11 protein-coding genes and 1 riboswitch are annotated in these 15,308 nt (G+C 64.4%); of the genes, 3 read left to right on the forward strand and 8 right to left on the reverse strand.

The features are described from left to right. Positions 1–27 precede the first annotated feature (27 nt). Positions 28–174, forward strand: a riboswitch (FMN riboswitch). 140 nt (positions 175–314) lie between these two features. Beyond that, on the forward strand, positions 315–986 hold the full coding sequence (ribB, locus tag P8014_RS06080; protein WP_337816414.1) for a 3,4-dihydroxy-2-butanone-4-phosphate synthase: 672 nt from the start codon (positions 315–317) through the stop codon (positions 984–986). Positions 987–1,240: 254 nt separating this feature from the next. Further along, a complete protein-coding gene (locus tag P8014_RS06085; protein ID WP_337816415.1) occupies positions 1,241–2,920 on the forward strand; it encodes a methyl-accepting chemotaxis protein in 1,680 nt (559 codons plus the stop codon). Between the two features lie 10 nt (positions 2,921–2,930). Here P8014_RS06085 and P8014_RS06090 read toward each other — a convergent pair whose 3' ends face one another. From P8014_RS06090 to P8014_RS06100, 3 genes are all read right to left on the reverse strand, one after another. Next, on the reverse strand, positions 2,931–4,736 hold the full coding sequence (locus tag P8014_RS06090) for a DEAD/DEAH box helicase (protein WP_337816416.1): 1,806 nt from the start codon (positions 4,734–4,736) through the stop codon (positions 2,931–2,933). A 542-nt stretch (positions 4,737–5,278) separates the two neighbouring features. Beyond that, positions 5,279–6,502 (reverse strand): NAD(P)/FAD-dependent oxidoreductase, encoded by a 1,224-nt coding sequence (locus P8014_RS06095; protein ID WP_337816417.1) that lies wholly within the window; start codon positions 6,500–6,502, stop codon positions 5,279–5,281. A gap of 57 nt (positions 6,503–6,559) precedes the next feature. After that, a complete protein-coding gene (locus P8014_RS06100; RefSeq protein WP_337816418.1) occupies positions 6,560–7,033 on the reverse strand; it encodes an Lrp/AsnC family transcriptional regulator in 474 nt (157 codons plus the stop codon). A 314-nt stretch (positions 7,034–7,347) separates the two neighbouring features. Here P8014_RS06100 and P8014_RS06105 point away from each other — a divergent pair, with 314 nt between their 5' ends. Then, positions 7,348–9,045 carry a 2-isopropylmalate synthase gene (locus P8014_RS06105; RefSeq protein ID WP_337816419.1) on the forward strand — a complete coding sequence of 566 codons (1,698 nt, stop codon included), beginning with the start codon at positions 7,348–7,350 and terminating at the stop codon, positions 9,043–9,045. Positions 9,046–9,097: 52 nt separating this feature from the next. Here P8014_RS06105 and P8014_RS06110 read toward each other — a convergent pair whose 3' ends face one another. From P8014_RS06110 to P8014_RS06130, 5 genes are all read right to left on the reverse strand, one after another. After that, entirely contained in the window at positions 9,098–10,186 is a 1,089-nt protein-coding gene (locus P8014_RS06110; RefSeq protein ID WP_337816420.1) for a GGDEF domain-containing protein, read from the reverse strand. Positions 10,187–10,229: 43 nt separating this feature from the next. Beyond that, positions 10,230–10,883, reverse strand: coding sequence for a hypothetical protein (locus P8014_RS06115; RefSeq protein WP_337816421.1), 654 nt, complete (start codon positions 10,881–10,883; stop codon positions 10,230–10,232). Positions 10,884–11,104: 221 nt separating this feature from the next. After that, on the reverse strand, positions 11,105–12,268 hold the full coding sequence (gene ugpC, locus P8014_RS06120) for a sn-glycerol-3-phosphate ABC transporter ATP-binding protein UgpC (protein WP_337816422.1): 1,164 nt from the start codon (positions 12,266–12,268) through the stop codon (positions 11,105–11,107). A 43-nt stretch (positions 12,269–12,311) separates the two neighbouring features. After that, a complete protein-coding gene (locus P8014_RS06125) occupies positions 12,312–14,699 on the reverse strand; it encodes a glycoside hydrolase family 31 protein (protein WP_337816423.1) in 2,388 nt (795 codons plus the stop codon). Beyond that, the gene (locus P8014_RS06130; protein ID WP_337816502.1) at positions 14,699–15,265 is read right to left on the reverse strand and encodes a carbohydrate ABC transporter permease; all 567 of its coding nucleotides are present in this window, start codon (positions 15,263–15,265) and stop codon (positions 14,699–14,701) included. Before P8014_RS06130 ends, P8014_RS06125 begins: the two co-directional genes overlap by 1 nt. Between the last annotated feature and the right edge of the window lie 43 nt (positions 15,266–15,308).

Raw genomic sequence — 15,308 nt, forward strand, 5'->3', positions numbered from 1 at the left:
TTAGTCGCGGCGCCACGTGCGCTGTTTCATTAACCTCAGGGCGGGGTGAAAGTCCCCACCGGCGGTATCTCCGCACGCTGCGGAGGAGCCCGCGAGCGCCCGCCTACGGCGGGGTCAGCAGATCCGGTGAGAAGCCGGAGCCGACGGTTACAGTCCGGATGGAAGAGGTTGTGCCCGTACGTCCCGAACGGCGGCGGGCTGCGTCAGCGCATCGACGACCGGCCCAGGGCCGCTTGTTCCATGCCTGACGTGCGGGCGTTTTGCGTCCAGCCTTTCCTTCAAGCCCTGATTCTGGCAACCGACAGGAGTCGACCATGAATCAGACCCATAGCATTCCCTCTTCCCTCGCCGATTTCGGCACCCCGTTCGTGCGCGTGGAACGTGCGCTGTCGGCGCTGCGCGAAGGCCGGGGCGTACTGCTCGTCGACGACGAGGAGCGCGAAAACGAAGGCGACATCATCTTTGCCGCCGAATCGCTCACCACCGAGCAGATGGCGCTCTTGATCCGCGAATGCAGCGGCATCGTCTGCCTCTGCCTGCCCGACGAAACGGTGCTGCGGCTCGGCCTGCCGATGATGGTGGAAAGCAACGGCAGCCGGCACGGCACCGCCTTCACCATCTCGGTCGATGCACGCCACGGCGTCAGCACCGGCGTCTCGGCAGCGGACCGCTTAGCAACGATACGTGCGGCGATCGCCGCCGATGCGGTTTCCACGGCCCTGGTCAGCCCCGGGCACGTCTTCCCGCTGCGCGCGCAGCCCGGCGGCGTGCTGGAGCGGCGCGGACACACCGAAGGCACCATCGATCTGATGCAGCTTGCCGGCCTGAGCCCGGCGGGCGTGCTCTGCGAACTGACCAACACCGATGACGGCAGCATGGCGCGTCTGCCGGAAATCTGCGCGTTCGCCGAGCGGCACGACATGCCGGTACTGAGCATCGAGGATCTGGTCGCGTATCGCTCGGCGGAGCTGCGCCAAGCCGGCTGACACCCTCCCGGGGATAAGGAGGGATGTTCGAAACGCCCCTTCTTACCCCCCCGGGTCAATAATTGAGTTATGTCAGGAAAAGCAGACACTCAGGCTTAAGGACAGTCATATTTCTCTTCGCTAGACCGATACACCGATTGAATGAGGCCGAAGAACGCACGCAATAAACGCCTCATACACAGCAGCACATCCTCCGATCGAGGTTCACGCAACGCCCGTTTCTATGGGACATCGAGGATCAAAGGAGAGATATCATGGCAGCAGGCATCCAATCGCGCGGACGCTCCGCCACGCTTGGCCAACGCTTCGCCATCCTGATCGGGATATTTGCGCTGGGCTTCATCATCTTCGGCGTGCTTTCCTTCCGGATCGTCGACACCGTCAAGATCAACGGCGCACTGTATAACGAAATCGTCCAGGATAAGGATCTGGTCGCCGACATCCTGCCTCCGCCCGAATACATCATCGAACCGTATCTGGTCGCCCAGGAAGCCTACCGGGCGAGCGTCGCGCATACAGGCAACAGCACCATTGCTCCTCTTATCGCCCGCTTCGAGGCACTGCACAAGCAGTACGAATCACGCCATACCTATTGGACGCATCAGACGCTGCCTCCGAAAATCGCACAAGTCCTGCTCACCGATTCCTACGCCCCGGCGCAGCAGTTCTTCCAGATCGCCAACGATGCTTTCATTCCTGCTCTACGCAGCGGCGACAGCACTGCCGCCTCCGCAGCGCTGGATCGGATGGCAGCCGCCTACGAGGTTCATCGAAAAGCCATTGATGAAGTCGTCAACATGGCGCATGCCACCACCACCACAGCAGAACAGCGCGGACACAGCCTGATCCGGCAGAGTTACCTGCTCCTCACCGGTGTGCTCACCGCCTCCATGTTGTTCGCCGTCGTCTTCGCGATCTTCTTCGCCCGACGCCTGCTGGCCTCGCTCGGCGGTGAACCCGACTATGCCGTCAGCATCGCGAGCAACATTGCAAATGGCGATCTAACCGAACGCATCAAGACCCGCAAGGACGACTTATCCAGCCTGCTCGCTGCCATGAAGAGCATGCAGAACTCGCTGCAGGGAACGGTGTCCGGCGTGCGCACGGTATCGCAGCAACTCACCTCGACCTCGCGCGATGTGGCAAACCACGGCGACGAAACCCAGAACCTGGTGCAAGCCAATCTGGTACGCACCGAGCAAATCGCCTCCGCCATCAACGAAATGGCGGCCACCGTGCAGGAAGTGGCGCGCAACGCCGCCGAAGCCGCGGAAGCGGCCAATCAGGCCGACAATGCCTCGAATCGCGGCTCGGACGTGATGGCGCAGACCATCGCCAGCATCGAAGCGCTGGCCTCGGAGGTCAACCGGGTGGCAGAGACCGTCAACGCGCTGGCCCGCGGCAGCGCCAGCATCGCCACCGTACTGGAAGTCATCCAGGGTGTCGCCGAGCAAACGAACCTGCTGGCTCTGAATGCCGCCATCGAGGCCGCCCGTGCGGGCGAGCAGGGCCGGGGATTCGCCGTGGTCGCCAGCGAAGTACGCTCGCTCGCCTCACGCACCCAGGAATCCATCCAGGAAATCGAGAAGATCATCGGTTCGCTCCACTCCAGCGCGTCCGCGGCGACGAGCGCAATCGAGGATGGCCAGAAGCGTTCGGAGGAAATGCTGCAGAAAGCCTCTCTCGCGCGCGATGCCCTGACGGAAATCCGCGAGGCCGTGACGCGCATCTCGGACATGAACGCCAATATCGCCAGCGCTGCGGAAGAGCAGACCACCGTCGCCGACGACATCAACCACAACATCACCGACATCGCGACCGCGGTGAATCAGACCGCGGGAACGGCCAAGGCAACGGCGCAAGCCGCCGACGAACTGTCCGACTACTCACAGCAGTTGGAATCCCGCATCGAGCAGTTTCGGCTGAACGGCTGACCAGGGAGATTCAGTCTGCGGGCGGTTTGCGGTCGCGGGGCGGTTTCTTGCCCAGAGCCTGTCCCGCGCGGGCGGGCTTCTTCCCACCCGTTTTGTGCGGCTTTCTAGGCGCACCTTTGGACTTGCCGCCCGGAGAGGAAGGGCCCGGCGCTTCGCCGAACACGCTGATGCGCAGCTGACGGCCGCATACCCACACCTTTTGCAGGTGGCGGAAAATTTCCTTGGGCATACCCTCGGGCAATTCGACCGTGCTGTATTGGTCCTGAATGTTGATCGGGCCGATGTAGCGGCTTTCGACGCCGGCCTCGTTGGCGATGGCACCGACGATATTCTTCGGTCCGACGCCGTGCTCACGCCCGACCTCGATGCGATAGCATCGCTTTTCACCAGCGTCGTCCACCACCGCCCGTTTTGCACGCGGCGCATCTCTTTGGGGCCGCTCACCGCGCGGCTCCCGTTCCCGCCCCTGCTTGCGCTCGGCGGCCTTCGGCGCAGGCTCCGGCAACTGGGGTTCCAGCGGCCGTTCGAGCTGGAGAAGATAGGCAAGCGCCGCGGCGATATCAGCGGCGGGCACGTCCTGTTCGCGTGCGTAGTCGTCGACCAGCGTTCGGAAGAATGCCAGATCCTGGGACGCCAGAACTTCGCCGATACCCTGTTTGAAACGTTCCGTGCGCCGGTCGGCGATGTCCGCGCGCGAGGGCAGACGCATCTGCTCGATGTGCTGACCGGTGGCGCGCTCGATGGCCCTCAGCATGCGCCGTTCACGCGGTGCGACGAACAGGATCGCATCGCCCGTCCTGCCGGCACGGCCGGTGCGTCCGATACGATGCACGTAGGCTTCGGTGTCGTGGGGGATGTCGTAGTTGACCACGTGACTGATGCGCGAAACATCCAGTCCACGGGCAGCCACGTCGGTCGCGACGACGATGTCGAGGGCGCCGCGCTTGAGCCGTTCGACGGTCTGCTCGCGCATGGCCTGGTTCATGTCACCGTTGAGTGCCGCGGCCGCATAGCCCCGTGCCTCCAGCTTCTCGGCCAGCTCGGTTGTCGCGGTCTTGGTGCGCACGAAGACGATCCAGGCATCGGCCTCCTCAACCTCGAGGATTCGAGTCAACGCGTCGAGCTTGTGCAATCCGTCGACTAACCAATAGCGCTGCGTAGTGGTGGTGACCGTCGAAGTCTTCGATTTGATACGGATCTCGACCGGATCATTGAGATGGGTATGTGCGATACGCCGGATCGCCTCGGGCATGGTCGCCGAGAACAGCGCCACCTGCCGCCCGGACGGCGTACGCTTCAGAATCTCCTCGACGTCGTCGATGAAACCCATGCGCAACATTTCATCCGCTTCGTCGAGCACCACCGCCCGCAATTGATCGAGCCTCAGGCTGCCGCGCCGCAGATGATCCTGCACCCGTCCCGGCGTACCCACCACGACGTGCACACCACGCTTGAGTTGGCGCAGCTGCTGGTCCATCGCCTGACCGCCGTAGACCGGCAAGACATGAAAGTCCGGCAGGTGGCGTGCATAGGTCTGCATCGCTTCGGCGACCTGGATGGCCAGTTCGCGGGTCGGCGCGAGTACCAGAACCTGCGGCACGCGCTGCGCCGGATCGAGCCGGCTGAGCAGCGGCAGCGCGAACGCAGCCGTCTTGCCGGTGCCGGTCTGCGCCATGCCCAGCACGTCTCGCCCGTCAAGCAGCGGGGGGATGCTTTCGGCCTGGATCGGCGAGGGGGCCTCGTAACCGACTTCAGCAACGGCCTGCAATACGGGCGCGGAGAGCGCCAGCTCGGAAAAGGAAGTAACAGAGGACATGACGGAATCTATGCGGAATCGCGTCCGCAGATGCTGGACGCTGGAGAAAGGGAGGAAAATTCTACGTTATCTGCGAGGGGAATACTATCTATTTAAGGGAACTATCCTATGCTTTGGTTTTGAGTGCTGGCTTTCGGGCGTTTCGGCTGGCGAATTCTCGGTTTTGGTTTTGGGTGGGTGAAGGCGACGTATTTGCTGGCTTGGGTGATCGGTTTCGGGCGCGATTCGAGGTGCGTCGCCTCCTGTCGACTACTCGGTGAAACCTGTTTCCATTGTTGGCGCTGAGGCCCGTTTCGGGCGCGAATCAGTGGTTGGTGATTTTGATCTGACTCGGTGACGCGCCCGAGCCGATTTGTTCGGCGCATCCCTGCGCCTTACCCCTTCGGGGCTGGCGCGAAAAATCGCTCCCGGCGATTTTTTCTTTGAGTGCGCAAAGAAACCGGCGAAAGAAACGCACCCAGGTAGGATCAATGCTGGAAACGCTGATTCGCGCTCGAAACAGGCCTCAACGCCAACAAGTACACCGCCTTCAGCCACACAAATCAAACAAACTGTCCCGCCACCCATCCCGACGCCCACGCCCACTGAAAGTTGTACCCTCCCAGCCAGCCGGTCACATCGACCACCTCGCCGATGAAGAACAGGCCGGGAACATTCTTGGACTCCATGGTCTTCGACGACAGCGCCTGCGTATCCACGCCGCCCAGAGTCACCTCCGCCTTGGCGTAACCCAGCGTGCCGGAAGGCATCAACTCCCAGCCATTGAGCGCCTCGGCCACCGTAGCCAAAGCTCTGTTCGACAGCTCGTTGAGCGGGCGCTCGACGCCATGCAACACGCACCACTCGCGCGCGAAACGCCGCGGCAGAACCTCCGCCAACGTATTGGACAACAGCGCCTTACTGTTGCGCTGACCCGCCAGCCATTCGCCGGCATCGAGCCCGGGCAGCAAGTCAACGCGGATGGGCCTGCGCGGCCCCTCAGAGGCTTGGCCCTGCATCTGCCAATAGCTGGAAATCTGCAGGATCGCCGGCCCGGACACACCCCGATGGGTAATGAGCACATCTTCGCGGAAGCGCCCCGCAGGCCTTTTCCGGCCTCCATCGAATGCGGTTTCCGCCGCTACCGAGACACCCGCCAGAGGCTTGAGCGCAGTCAGCACCTCAGGTGGCAAAGCCAGCGGAACCAACGCCGCCGCAGGCGGCACCACCGGCACGCCGAACTGCTCGGCCAGGCGATAGCCGAACGGACTCGCTCCCAGCTTGGGCACTGCCAAACCGCCGCTGGCCACGACCAGCGAAGTGCAGCTCCAGCGGCCATGGTCGCCGGCGACCTCGAAACGCACGCCATCGTCTCCGGACAACCGGCGGACGGCATCGACCGTGCAGGGGTGCAGGCGTTTTACGCCAGCTTCGTCGCAGGCGTCGAGCAGCAGATCAATGATGTCCTGCGCCGAACGACGGCAAAACAGCTGTCCATGCTTGCGCTCATGCCAGGGCACGCCCCTACGCTCCAGGCGTTCGATGAAGTCGGCCGGGGTGAAACGTGCCAGTGCCGAACGGCAGAAGTGCGGATTGCGCGACAGGTAGTTGGCCGCCGTCACCTCGCGGTTACTGAAGTTGCAGCGCCCGCCACCGGAAATGCGGATACGCTCGCCGAGCTTCGCGGCGTGATCCAACAACAGCACGCGCCGGCCGCGCGAGCCGGCTTCGGCTGCGCACATCATGCCGGCGGCACCGGCACCGATAACGATGACATCGAAAAACACGGGGATCACGCGCCGAGGGAATGAAGCGCGGATTCTACCTGAGACCGATTATGCGCCTCACAGATATCCCAACGGCAATTCCGTACCATCCATCACCCGGCGCAGCACGAAACTCGAATGCACGCCGGTGACGCCTTCGATCCGGGTCAGACGATTGAGCAGAAATTCCTGATAGTGGTCCATGTCCGGCACCACCACCTTGAGTTGGTAGTCGGCCTCCTGGCCGGTGATGATGTAGCACTCCTGCACCTCCGGATAGCTGCGCACCTTTTCCTCGAAGGCCGCGAAGCGCTCGGGCGTGTGCCGGTCCATGCTGATGTGTACCACCACCGTCAGCGTCAGACCGAGCTTGCGCTGATCCAGCAGGGTGACGCGGCGCAGGATGATGCCTGCCTCCTCCAACGCGCGCACCCGACGCGAACACGGCGAAGCCGACAGACCGACGCGTTCGGCCAACTCCTGATTGCTCAGGCCACCGTCGCGCTGCAACTCCTCCAGAATACGCCGATCGAAGCGGTCGAATTTATGCATGTCTGCACACCATTATGATTAATCGACATAAATCGCCAAAAATATAAATTTCAAGCAATAAAACACCAATTACATCATGATGACTCGCAAATCAGCAAACAATACGCGCATCTCACCGCATAGAATGTTCTCCAGGCTCAGCGCACTACCCCTTCGCGCCGATGCCTGGCGGAGGTGATCCCTCCCGCAGAACAAGGCATCGCGCCTTGAGGAAATCGCCGGATCATTGCGATCCGGCGCTTCCATCGAACCCCGCAGCGGCACGGGCACTACCCCGCCCCGACCAGACGCGGCCAAGCCAACAGGAGAACCCCATGTCGAGCTTCGATCATCGCAAATATCGCCCTTTCGGCCCCATCGCCAAGCGTGACCGACGCTGGCCGGATCAGGTCATCGAGCGCGCTCCACGCTGGGCCAGCGTCGACCTGCGCGACGGCAACCAGGCGCTGGTGCAGCCGATGAACGTGGATCAGAAGCTCAAGCTGTTCGACCTGTTGGTGAGCATAGGATTCAAGGAAATCGAGGTCGGCTTCCCGGCCGCCTCGCAACCGGATTTCGACTTCGTGCGTCGCATCATCGAGGAGGGCCGCGTGCCGGACGATGTCAGCATCCAGGTGCTGGTGCAGGCGCGCGAGGAACTCATGGCCCGCACTTTCGAGTCGCTGCGCGGAGTACGGCGCGCCATCGTGCACGTCTACAACTCGACCAACCCGGCACAGCGTGAGCAGGTATTTCGCCTCGACCGCGAGGGCGTCAAGGCCATCGCCGTGCGCGGTGCGCAATGGGTGAAAGACTATGCGGCCCGGTATCCGGACACCGACTGGACCTTCCAGTACTCGCCCGAGAGCTACTCGCAGACCGAACTCGATTACGCCGTGGAGGTGTGCGCCGCGGTCAACGAGGTGTGGCGTCCCGACCAGGGTCAGAAGGTCATTCTCAACCTTCCGGCGACCGTCGAATCGGCCACGCCGAACGTGTTCGCCGACCAGATCGAATGGTTCTGCGACCATCTGCCGGGGCGCGAACACGTCCGCATCAGCGTGCACACCCACAACGACCGCGGTTGCGGCGTGGCGGCTGCGGAACTGGCGATGATGGCCGGCGCCGATCGCGTCGAAGGCACGCTGATGGGCAACGGCGAACGCACCGGCAACATGGACATCGTCACCATGGCGATGAACCTCTATTCGCAGGGTGTCGATCCCGAACTCGACCTGTCCGCCGCGCGCGAGATGACGGAGTGCTACACCGAATGCACCGGCATGCCGGTGCACCCGCGTCATCCCTGGGTCGGCGAACTGGTCTACACCGCGTTCTCCGGCAGCCATCAGGACGCGATCCGCAAGGGCATGGCGCATTACCGCGAGCATCAGGGCGAAGGCTGGAACGTGCCCTACCTGCCCATCGACCCGGCCGACCTCGGCCGGCGCTACGAAGAGGTCGTGCGCATCAACAGCCAGTCCGGCAAGGGCGGCGTAGCGCACGTGCTGGAACGCGACTACGGCATCAGCCTGCCGCGCTGGCTGGCGCAGGAACTGAGCCGCGCGGTGCAGGCCGAATCCGAACGTACCGGCGGCGAAGTCACCTCGGCACGCATCCACGCGATCTTCGAGGACCAGTATTGCACGGCCCCCGCCGGCTGGGAGATGGACAGTTATGCGCTGTCGCGTGCCGGCGATACGGTCAAGGGCACGATCGGCGTCGGACGGGGCGCCGGCGCCGCCCAATGGCACGGCGAGGGCCATGGCGTGGTCGAAGCGCTGGTGGATGCACTGGCACGCAATCACGGCATCGACGCGGTGGTCGAACAATTCGACCAGCATGCACTGTCCACCGGTACGGAAGCGAGCGCCATCGCCTGCGTACGGGTTCGGATCGATGATGCTGCAGCCTCGGCCGTCGCCTTCGGCGAAGACACCGCCGCCGCGGCACTGCAGGCCGTACTCTCGGCCGCGGGCCATGCGCTCGAGCGCAGCCCGGCAGTCGCCATGCCGACTGCCGCACAGGCCTGAGTGTCACAGCCTCGCCCGTGGGCACGCCGCGGGCGAGGCAGCTCAATCTCAGTCAGTCTCCGAGTTCGCTAGTCGCCGGAACCGTCCCTACGCCGCCCAACTGCGGCTCGTAGGCCACGGTGTCTTTCCCGCTGCGCTTGGCCATGTACATAAGCCCGTCGACACGCTTGAGCAAACCGCTCACGCTCTCGTTTCTATGGTACTCCGTGACTCCGACGCTGGCGGTCACTCGGCATGGCAGCAATTTGTGCGTCGCCTCGCCGATGATGGCGCGGAGCTTCTCGGCGCTTGCCCGCGCGTTTTCGATCGAGGTATCCGGCAGCAGGAGCAGAAATTCTTCACCACCCCAGCGTACCAGACAGTCGCTCCGGCGTATCTGCGCCGTGATCGCATCGGCCGTGCACCGCAGCACACGGTCCCCGGTATCGTGCCCGAGTTCGTCATTGACGCATTTGAAATCGTCAAGATCGAAGGCCACCACGGCGAGACGTCGCTCTTCATAACGATTCGTCAGATTGACGTAGCGCTGCAGCATTTCGATGCCGCCGACACGCGACATCGCGCCGGTCAGGTGATCGAAATTGACCCGTGCGTACAGATTGCGCTGATACGCGTCTAGCGAGCGTGCGTGGAACCAGGACAACATGACCGCCACGCAGTACGCCAGCATCAGACTGACAAAGGTCAGCGAAGAGACGGACGCACGGCCATGCAGATGCGGATACAACCAGTACGCCAGCAGCGACACACAGAGCCCGACGAACGACCAAAGCAAACCCCGCCGCGGCCCCAGCAGAAAAAAATACGCCAGGGGATACACCACGTACCAGCACAGGTTGAAGACTTCGCCGAAGCTGGACAGGCCGCTGAAACCCTGCCCGCACAGGGTCAACAGTGCGAACAATATCAGCCCCCGGCGATAGGCCTGTTCGTTCCGGCGTTGATAGAGCACAACGGCGGGCGCCAGCAGCGGGAAGAACAATGACTGCATGGCGACGGCGTAGTCCCCATAGCGATACTGCATGTACGAGGCCGTCAGCGCCGCGGCACTTCCCAGCAATACGGCGAGGTTGATAAAGCGCCTCTTCGAGGCGATGTACTCCTTGTCCGTCTCGTAAACAGGTCGAGCCTGCTCATTCATGTTCTTCCCCACCCGAACGCCTGTTGCCCGGTGCACCGCCGAATCAGCGCCAGCTCGCTACGGCCTGCCTCGCCGCCTCATTTTCCGGGCGTGCGACCAGTCCCGTTTGCCCCATGGTTACAGAATAGACGGCTTGCGGTGCCATGGGCAGATAAACGGCGCTGCCGTAGGCGGCATCCACCAGGGGCGTGCGCAGCCATCCCGCCCGCGCCCACGCATCGAAACCGCGCGCGGGCGCCAGAGCATATACCGTATGCGCAGCGCTGCGCGCCTGGGCGATGTCGGCATAGCGTCCGCTCAGACGTCGCAATTGATACTGCGGTTGGAACCCCAACAGCCCAAGCCACCTCTTCCACTTGAGAACCCGGGCCTGCAGCACCCACTCCTGGCCGCGTAGAACGTATTCCCGCGCACTGCCCGTCGGCAACTGAAGACGCGCCACGTACTCCGGCCCGGAGAACTGCCGGAACGTTATCCGGGCCACCGGCCTTTCGTAGAGCAATCGCTGATAGGCGCTCAGATTGAGCGCGCCCAACCCCAGTAACACGGAGGCCAGCAGAAGCAGGGAAGAAAAAGTGCCGTTCGCCCCCGCCCGCACCAGCCGGCGCTGCCGCAGATGGCCCCAACCACGGCTCAGACCGAGCAGGCCGGCCAGGCCCAAGAGCACCGCCACAGCTGCCAGTGCAGTCAGAGCCATCGATATTTCCCCCACGACCATAGAGCACGCACGCGATCTACAACGCCAGCCGGCGCAGGCATGCCGATGAGCCCTGACCAGCCACAGCACCGGGCATCCGAAACGGGCTAGGCGACCTCCGTCGCTACAGCTGCAGTCCCTCCATACTGCCCAGCTGCGACAGCGTCGGCAAGCGGCCCGCGAACCTATGACGCCGGCGGGTGCTCCTATTTATCCGGCAGTTAAATAGTCGCCGGATCAACAATGTCGAACGCCATGCGCTCGGGCACGTGCAAGCGCCACAGCGCCTGTCCGTTGCCGTCGAACACGTGGCAGTGCTCGGGGGCCACGCGAACCCCCACCGCCGCACCGGTCCCCAGCGCCAGCGTGCCGTGCGCACGCACCGCGACGTCCACGCCCTCGGGGCTGTCCAGCCGTACGTGAACCACGGTCGCCTCGCCCAGGGGTTCGACCACGCGGACGTGACCGCGCAGCTCGCCCTGCCCGGGAGGACAGACGCTCAGATCCTCAGGCCGCACGCCCAGCGTGACGGCCGTACCGTCGATCGCGTCCTGCGGCGCCTCGACGTCCGCCGCCAGGCTCAGCCCATCCGCCAGTTCGACCCGGACCGCATCTTCCGCCAACCGTAGTCTGCCGTCGATGAGGTTCATGCGTGGCGAACCGATGAAGCCGGCCACGAAACGGTTGGCCGGCCGATGATAGACCTCCAGCGGGGGGCCTACCTGCACGATGCGCCCCTCGTTGATGATGGCGATGCGGTCGCCCAGGGTCATCGCCTCGACCTGATCGTGGGTGACGTAGACGGTGGTGTTGCCCAGCCGCCGATGCAGTTCGATCAGCTCGAGGCGCATCTGCCCGCGCAGTGCGGCATCGAGGTTGGACAGCGGTTCGTCCATCAGCAGCAGCGCCGGCTCGCGCACGATGGCCCGGCCGATGGCCACGCGCTGACGCTGGCCGCCGGAGAGCTGGCGCGGCTTGCGCTCGAGCAAATGATCGATCTGCAGCAGCTCCGCCGCCTCGCGCACGCGGCGCCCGATTTCGGCGCGCGCCTCCGAACCCCGCTTTTCCTGCAGCTTGAGACCGAAAGCCATGTTGTCGAACACGCTCATGTGCGGATATAGCGCGTAGGACTGGAACACCAGCGCCACGCGGCGCTTGACCGGCGGCAACTCGTTGGCCCGCTCACCGTCGATCAGCAGGTCACCCGCAGTGATCTCCTCCAGCCCGGCGATCATGCGCAGCAGCGTGGTCTTGCCGCAGCCCGAGGGCCCCAGAAAAACGATGAACTCGCCGTCCCCGATGGTCAGGTCGACATCGCTGAGCACAGTGGTAGACGTCTTGCGTCCGTAAGTCTTACCGATCTTGCGCAGCTCGATTTCAGCCATGCACGACTCCTAACTAATAAGGTGATTCAGGCGATGCATCGCATCAGCCTTCGAAAACGGTACTTATGTGTACAGCGCTGCTGTCCTGCCGCGCCCGCAGACGCAGCCAAGCGCCCTCCGACGACCATTCGCAGTTGGCTTGGCGAGGTTCCGGCGCGCGCAGTTCGAGCACGATGTCGCGTGCCGTTTGCGGCGCGGGACCATCGATCGACACCTCCAGCCTCTCATCGCCCAACCTGCCCGAAACCTGTGTCCATGCGCCTTCGGCATCGCCATCGCCAGCGTCCTCCCATAACCGGGCGCTCACTTGTCCATCGACATCCGGCGCAAGGCGCAACACCAATGGTGTCCAGTGCGCGCTCGTGCTGTGCGCCGCCGGCTCGGTCAGCGCCAGTGCACTGCCGCCGCGCACGAACAGCGGCAGACCGTCCAGCGGCGTGGGAACGACGATCCAGCGTCCACCCTCGAACGGTTCGCCGTTCCAGAAGTCATGCCACAACCCCGCCGGCAGGTAGACGGCGCGCGCCTGTTGGCCCGGGCGTAGCGCCGGCGCGGCCAGCAGATCGGCACCGAGCATGAACTGGTCGGCCAGCCCCCAGACAGCCGAATCCTGCGGAAATTCGAACAGCATGGGCCGCAGCGGCGGGCTGCCGTCCTCCACCGCCTCGCGCGCCAGGCTGTACAGATGCGGCAGCAGGCGGTAGCGCAGACACACCGCCTCGCGCACATATCCCGTCCAGGGCTCTCCGAAGGCCCAGGCCTCCTGCGCCAGCGAATCGCATTCGCTGTGGTTGCGCATCAACGGATAGCACACGCCGAGCCAGGTCCAGCGCGTAAGCAGTTCGCCGTTGCTATCGCCCGAGAAACCGCCGATGTCCGCGCCGATGAACGGCACGCCTGACAGCGAAAGTCCGAGCAGCATGGGAATCGACTCTTCCAGATGCTGCCAGCTGCTGGAATTATCGCCGCTCCACACCCAGGCGTAGCGCTGAATGCCCGGGAAACCGGCGCGGGTGAGCACGAAGGGGCGATGCCCCGGCCGCTGAGCCGCCAGAGCCTCGAACGCGCTGCGGCACTCCAGCAAGGCATACAGGTTGTGCACCTCAGCGTGCGTGTGCGCGGCATGACGCGCGCCCGGCGGCATGGCCTTGGCGTAGGTTTGGTGGCCCATGACCGCAAAGGTCGAGGGCTCGTTCATGTCGTTCCACACGCCCGCCACGCCGGCGTCGGTCAGGCTGCGATGCAGCTCTCCCCACCATTGGCGCACCTCGGGGCGGGTGAAGTCCGGCCAGATCACCTCGCCCGGCCACACCGTACCGCGCAGCACTTCGCCGCGCGGGGCGCGGACGGCGTAGTCCCCGGCCAGCGCCTGATCGTAGGCGTGATAGCCCGGTTCGGCCTTGAGGCCGGGATCGATGATGGTCACCAATTGCACGCCCTGCTCCGCCAGTTCCGCGCTGAGCGCGGCAGGTTCGGGGAAACGGTGCGGATCGAAGGTGAAGGACTTGTAGCGCTCCATGTGGTCGATATCGAGCCACATGGCGTCCAACGGGATGTCACGACGACGATGCTCGGCGGCCACCTCGCGCACGGCTGCCGCGTCCGCATAGCCCCAGCGGCACTGGTGGTAGCCCAGCGCCCACAACGGCGGCATCGGTGCACGCCCGACCAGCGCGGAATAGCGCTGCAGCACCCGCTTCGGATCCGGGCCTGCGATGAGGTAGAAATCCAGCGTCGGACCGTCGCTGCCGATCAGGCTTTCCTCGGCCCCTGGCGGGGCAAGGCTGAAACTGCTGCGCCAGGTCTCGTCCAGATACAGGCCGAGGAACCGACCGCTTTCGCGCAGCAGCAGAAACGGATGGGCCTGGTACAGGGGATCCTGGTCGTGGGTAAACGGTGGCGCCGGATCGGTGGCCCAGACTTCGAGGTTGCGCCCGCGGCGATCGAGCCAGCCGGTACGCCCGCCCAGGCCGTAGTAGGCGCGCGAATCGCTCTCGGCGAGACGCAGCGCCATCCCGGAACCGGCCGGGCGGCCGTCGTCGGCGAACACTTCCGGCAGCTCGCCTTCCTCCCACCAGCGCGTGAGATGGCTGGACAGCCCGCCGGTCAGCGCCGCGCCGGGCAGGCGCACGCCCGCAAACTCCAGAGCGAAGGGATCGAGTTGCAAATGCAGTTCGTGTTCGCCGCTGCGCAATTCCAGCGTACCGGCCTCCTCCGAGACCTGCAGCGCCTGCGGCGCGTTCGCCCCGACCACCCAGCTGCCCTTGCCAGCGTCCTGCGGGCGGTGCCATAGCAGCACGCGGAACACGCCCTCGGCGGGCACCTCGATACGTCCACCGAAACCTGGCCCGTGCAGCCGCACTCCGGTTTCCGTCTCCGCCCATGCCTCGAATCGCACCCGCGCCGGCGCTTCTGCGACGTTCCCGGCCATTAGCCTTTCACCGCGCCCATGGTCAGGCCGGAAGTGATCCAGCGCTGGAAGACCAGAACCAGCACCACCAGAGGGGCGCTGACCACCACCGAGGCGGCCATGATGTTACCGTAGGGCGGCATGAATGAGCTTGAACCGCCGAACACGGTGACCGCGACGGGCACGGTGCGTGCGGCGTTGTCGAGCGTGAAGGTGAGGGCGAACAGAAACTCGTTCCATGCCGCGATGAAGGCAAGCAGCCCGGTCGCGACCATGGCCGGCGCGAGCAGCGGCAGGAAGATGCGCGTAACCACGGTCCACGGACTGGCGCCGTCGATGATGGCGGCCTCCTCCAGTTCCTGCGGCAGTTCACGCATGAAGGCGGTGAGCACCCATACGGTGAACGGCACGGTGAACAGCAGGTAGGAGAAAATCAGTCCCCACCAGGTGTTGTACAGACCCAGCTCGCGGATCACCGCAAACAATCCGCTGAGCACCGCCGCCTGCGGGAACATGGTCGCGCCGAGCATCGTCACCAGCAGTGCCGAGCGTCCGCGAAAGCTGACCCGCGACAGCGCATAGGCGATAGTTGTCCAGCGACGGCGCGTGCGGCCACAGGCTGGGTGTCAT

The organism is Acidihalobacter sp. (genome assembly GCF_037381185.1).
GTDB lineage: Bacteria > Pseudomonadota > Gammaproteobacteria > DSM-5130 > Acidihalobacteraceae > Acidihalobacter_A.